At 63.0% G+C, this 5,305-nt stretch carries 3 protein-coding genes and 1 pseudogene; 1 reads left to right on the top strand and 3 read right to left on the bottom strand.

What is annotated here, in order from left to right:
• Positions 1–171: 171 nt before the first annotated feature.
• On the bottom strand, positions 172–975 hold the full coding sequence (locus ACI78Z_RS24775; protein WP_457039194.1) for a S1 family peptidase: 804 nt from the start codon (positions 973–975) through the stop codon (positions 172–174).
• A gap of 697 nt (positions 976–1,672) precedes the next feature.
• Entirely contained in the window at positions 1,673–2,134 is a 462-nt protein-coding gene (locus ACI78Z_RS24770) for a toll/interleukin-1 receptor domain-containing protein (protein ID WP_457039193.1), read from the bottom strand.
• 1,164 nt (positions 2,135–3,298) lie between these two features.
• On the opposite strand from ACI78Z_RS24770, the gene ACI78Z_RS24765 reads away from it, so the two are divergent.
• Positions 3,299–4,156 (top strand): hypothetical protein, encoded by an 858-nt coding sequence (locus ACI78Z_RS24765; protein ID WP_457039192.1) that lies wholly within the window; start codon positions 3,299–3,301, stop codon positions 4,154–4,156.
• Positions 4,157–5,130: 974 nt separating this feature from the next.
• On the opposite strand, the pseudogene ACI78Z_RS24760 reads toward ACI78Z_RS24765, so the two are convergent.
• Positions 5,131–5,305: pseudogene (locus tag ACI78Z_RS24760) on the bottom strand (IS256 family transposase); the annotation flags it as partial.

Below are 5,305 nucleotides of genomic sequence, written 5' to 3'. Positions count from 1 at the left end.
TATCACCGCCGCCGCCGGCAACGCCGACTCGGCCGACTCACGCCCGTCGAGTACGAGACACTCACCCACGCCGCAGCAGCGGCCTAACCCCTACCGGAACGAGTCAACCGGACTGGGGGCAGTCCCCAGGCGTACGTGACGACATTCAGAGGGCGGCCGCCGCAGCGGACGCTAGGGAAGTGGAACGAAGTCGTCCAGGAAGTCCCGAGCCGACGCGGTATCGAGTCGATAGGTCTTGTCCGTGGCCTTGCACACCGCGTCGCCGGTGACCGTGAGGCTGACCAGCCGGTGGCTGTCCGCGCCGCCGAGGAAGTGCGGGCCGCCCGAATCCCCATAGCAGGTGCCGCCGTTTCCGGTAGCCGAGTTCATCGAGAGGGTCAGCCACTGCCTGTGCAGCGACAGTGCCGTTTGAAGGGCAAACCGACGGATCCCGTCGGGCGGGGTGATCGCCTGGGGGCCACCTGTGTTCGTCTCGCGCACCGAGCCGTAGCCGACCGCAGTGAACGTCTGGTCGTCGAGCTGCTGTTGGGCGTGCAGCTCGTCGAGCTGCCCAAGGGTGGGCAACTGCGCCGGTGTAATCCCGGCCGGTGCCGAGTCCAGCAGGATGACGGCGATGTCGTGAGGATCGGCCTGTCCCCCGGTGCCGAAGTCGGGGTGCGAAACGGGGGTGCCGGAGATGGCGCCGGTCGCGTCCGGCGCGCTGTCGTCGTACTCCGGAGCGAACGTGACCCAGACGTCCGCCTCCTCCAGTCCGGTCGTGCAGTGCGCCGCGGTCAGAAAGACCTGTGGAGCGATCAGGGTGCCGCTGCAGACGATGTCCGGGCCGGGGTTCTCAGGGTCCCAGTCATAGAGCATGGCGCCGACCCCGGGATGACGGTTGCCGTCCGGCTCCCCATAGACGATGGCCCCGGCGGGGCTCGCCGTGACGAGGACGGCGGCGAGGGCCGCGCCGAGGACGAAGGGCTGACGCCGCATGGGATCCCCCTGCTCTAGACGACGAGGATCGGAACCGTAGGCATTAGGAGGGCCCGTCGGCTTAGACGGCCGCGTATCCGCGAAATGGTGGCGCGCGTCAAACACGGACTGTATCTGGGCAATGGTCTATTGCGTCATCCATGTACTTGCCGGGCCACACCTGCCTTCGGAAGGACTCAACCGCAACGCCGTGGCCCGGTGACGCAGACGAGGGTGCGCTCAACGCCCCAGCGGTGCCGGCCCAGCCGGGCGCTGGAGTCGCGGTCGGAGTTGGAGCGCAGACTGCCGCGTGCTGAGGCTGAGGCCGTAGTCCTCCAGCGGCAGTTGGAGCAGAAGTGATCACCAGCGCGCTGTGGCCCTGCGGTACAGCCGAGTGCTGACCTGGATTTCGTACTTCAATGCGGAGTATAGGCGTCACAGTTATTTGGCCGCTGCAGCGGCTGTCGAGCCTCCAGACGCTGTAAGCTGACACGCCCGCAGATGTACCGCCCAAGGTCAGCGTCTCCGCGCTGCGCCTTCGCTGGACGCGCGCCGCCAGCCCACGGGGGGGTGGACTGCCTCGTCGGCGAAGCGTTGGCGTCCGAGGGAGCACGACGTCGATTCTCTGAACTACGAGTCCTCCACCCTACTCTTTACGCAACCATCATTCGTGCCGGCTAGGAGCCTTCTACATGAAGCTCGCGACGCAAGGCAAGCTTTAAAAAGCGGATCCCCTCCTTTCCGCCTCAGTCCAGATCACCTTCGCAATTTTTGAGACTCCCTGCGCCCAATCTTCGTATAGTGCAACGTAGTGGATGTCCTCCAAGGTCTCCCCGGCGCCGATGCTGAGATCCGGAATCTTGCACGGGGTCAACTTCACAGGTATAAACCATCTCCAGTCGCGGGGGCGCTGTCGCATCTCTTCGACGGCGAGGAGGATCTCCTCCCTCATGTAAGTGCGATCCTTTTGTTCGCTCGCTTCCGAAAAGCAAGCAACGATGCCCACCGCCCGCGTCGAGATGGCCTCCCTGATTTTTTGCTTCCAGCGGTCCCCCGGCTCGAGCCAGTTACTATCCCGCCATACCGTGATGGACGCCAACTCTAAGTCGGCCTCGAGTCGGTCAACAAGTGACGCATCATCCCTGACGTAGGAGAGGAATGCGATTGGCTTCTCCTTCACCCTGTCGTCCGACTCCTGGCCTTGTTTGCGGCGTTCCTCCGCTCGCCTGGCGCCCGCATCAAAATCCGTGTTGGGCGCCATCAAAGCCCACACCATCATTGACCTCCCGGAGGCGACGGTAGGATGCACCATATGCCGCTTCCTGTAGCCTGTCAGGCCCTTGCTGCGTGCACTGGCCTGCGGGACTCCGCCCAGCTTGATTCCTTGGCTCGTTGTCGGAGCCTTCGCGCGGCGTAGGTATGGGGATAGCGTGCGGGTGTGCCGGGACCATTCGGGGCATGGGCAGGTGCGGGTTTCGCTTGCCGATCACTCCCTGGGTCCTCCGGCGCAGGGAGGGCGGAGGCAACGAAGGGTACTTGGGTCTACCGGTCAGCCTCTTCTAAGCACTCGCTGATCGCAGCGTGTAACCGGCGGAGCCTATCTGTGTCCGTCCGGTTCCTCGACCACTCCCGGAACAGACTGTCGATGTGCTGAGTACGGCACCGGGCTACTGGAAGGTTTGTCTGTGACGGATCAGCGCTGACGAGCTCGGCGCGGTTGACACCGCCAACACGGACACCGTCCCGTCGGCCGTAGCGCTCAATGAACGTCCCGTCCCTGGGACCGCTCGCCTTCACGACAACGTAGGACAGATCGAGCCGCACTACCTGGCCGCTGCGGTACTTCCGCCGGCCAAACTCCGCACCGGACTCGATGGTCACGGTGTCACCCGGTGTCAGAGCGGAGAGTTGATCGGCGGTGAGCCGGTTGTCGACGCCTATGACTGCTGCTCCTCCCTGAGTTGATGTTCACGGGACGAGCTGTGTCCTGCACCAGCTCGACGGGAAGAAGCCGCGGCACAACAAGGCTAGCTCGCGTCCTCGTCAACGCGGAGACGCTCTGGAGGCACGCACTGCAGGTGCTTGCCCATGCCCCACTCGGGCTGGACGAAGTACTCCGCGTCAGCCATCCAGCCGCGGTCGTCACAGAGGCGCCATGCTTGCCGGAAGCCCGGCCACCACTGGCCGCCGTGCTCGACCCACACCGGGCGAGGTGGGTCGTAGCGATGCTCCTTGAGCAGGCGGACGATGACAGGCACAGGAGGGGTCTACTCCAGTACAGCCCCGGTGTCGTACATCCGTTCGAGTAATGTTTCCTACGAGCCGCGGTCCTCAGGAGGCTGAGGTGTGGAGTACCGAGGCTTGCAGTCACCCGGAACGCAAGCGGCATGCCCAGTTACGTCACCAGCCGAGGTCTACGCCCCTCTGGGTCGGCGATCCTGATGACTGGGCCCTGGTACGGCAGCAGCCACGTCCGCCACTGGTCTGCCCCGAGCCTGGTTGCGACGTTGAGCTGATCTCCTACGAGAACCTGCATAACCAGTACAACCCCCGGATCTTCAAGTTCAAGTCCGTGGGCGCTTCATGCGATCACTGGGTCCCCGACGCTCACGGCGGTGGTCCGCCGAGCGCAGAGCATGAGTGGATGCAGCTGTATCTCAGCCGTCTCGTGACGAGTCTCGGATACACCGCGACACCTGAACACCTGCCAACCAGAGCCGACGTTTTCGTCCAAGAGTGCTCGTTCTGCCTGGAGGTGCAGCTACGGCCGACACAGTTTCGCAAGCGCACGGCTCAGCGCGAAGCCAAGGGCGCACGGGTTTGCTGGTTCATCCGGGACGGCCTGGATACTGAGAAAGCCCGCATGGCCCTTTTCGGGCTGCCAGCTGTCCGCTTCCGGGTCGTCGACACCGACGACCAGACACGGCCGATCACGCCGTGGCATGAGCCTGACAACCGTGCGGTGACCGAGCAGGCCTGTCTGCAGGTGTTCGGAACGATTGCTTACCTAGAGAGATCTCACACGGGGGAGCTGGCATTCCGCACCCGCACAATGGAAGGCGAAACGTTTCTTGCGGAGATTCTCTCCGGCCAGCGGCGCTGGTATCGACCCATGATGCTTGGCCGAAGGACCGGACTATGGGCGTTACGTGGTGACGTGTCCGTGCACTACGCACATCGGAAAAAGAAGCCACGACACTAGGAATACCCCGTCCGCCCGTACGGGCGAACGGGGTTAGCTCCGACTACTTCGTGCGCCGCTTCCCCAGGTAGACATCAATTGCTTCCCCGGACCATTGCGGACATACTGCCAAGGCCACCCTGCAACTTCTCCTCAAGGGCGAGACTTCTTAAGGTCTGGTACTGGTCGTCGTAAATCTCGAAGGGGTGCCGCCGCATTGTTCGTCTTCCCCGTACGGGGAGTACGGGCGTACGCCCGGACGGGCGTACGGGGTTGTCTGTCGACGATATTGTGGCTGGTGCTGGTGGCCGGGTTGTCGCCGCCGAACGTTCCTGTTGGTTGCCATAGCTTGAAAAGAATGCCGACCCACCTGCGAGCTCATTCTGGACACCAGCGATATCGAGCTTCTTGCTCATGCCTGGCTAGCCACCTCCTCCGGCAGAAAGAGCTCACGGATCAACTTGTCATAGGCCTGCGCTGCTTTGGACCGCGGACTAAAGGTGAAGATGTCTAGTTTATGCCACGCTACTGCCTCTCGTCTTCTCTTTAGTCGAACTATACGTGCTGGGTCAACACGGGGACGAACTAAATCGCCGTTTACGAGGTCTTGCTAGGCGAAACTGGGGGCAACTTGAGATCGTTCCTGCGGCGTTGTCCGCGCGTTACCATATTGAGGGTCCCAGGCTTTCTCGCGAAGGCGAGAAGTTCGTTGAGAATTTGAGCCTCGATTCATGGTGTCGCGGTTCGAACTTCCTCACCGTAGTCGCGGAAGAAAGAAGGTCTATGGTGGGGCGGCGCTGAAGTCTTCGAGTTAATCATGCGACTCCCTAGATGGCGGGTGCTCATAAAACCTTGAGAGCTTGTCCAACGTAGTCTGGAAAGCAACTTCGCAGGGTTGTAGGAGGCGGGGAACAAGTCCCCATAACGTGAAGCACGGGTGACGTCCCGCTGAGTGGTGGAAGTAGTCCTCACCGTGCTGGTCAGCGGTGTGGTGACTATGACGCGATCAGGGCCGGCTGCGCCACCTCCTCGACCGGCTCGGGCCGCTTCAGCAGGGCCATGGAGCCTTCGGAGAGGTAGCGACGGTCGGAGACCTGCCACTCGTCGTGGGCCTCGACCAGCACCGCACCGGCCAGCCGCAGCAGCGCTTCGGGATTGGGGAAGACGCCC

It is taken from the genome of Geodermatophilus sp. SYSU D01176 (assembly GCF_054050015.1).
This window is presented reverse-complemented; position numbering and strand designations above follow the sequence as displayed.

Excerpts from the sequence above, each read along its gene's own strand:
- ACI78Z_RS24775 (WP_457039194.1), bottom strand. The coding sequence starts at position 975 with ATGCGGCGTCAGCCCTTCGTCCTCGGCGCGGCCCTCGCCGCCGTCCTC.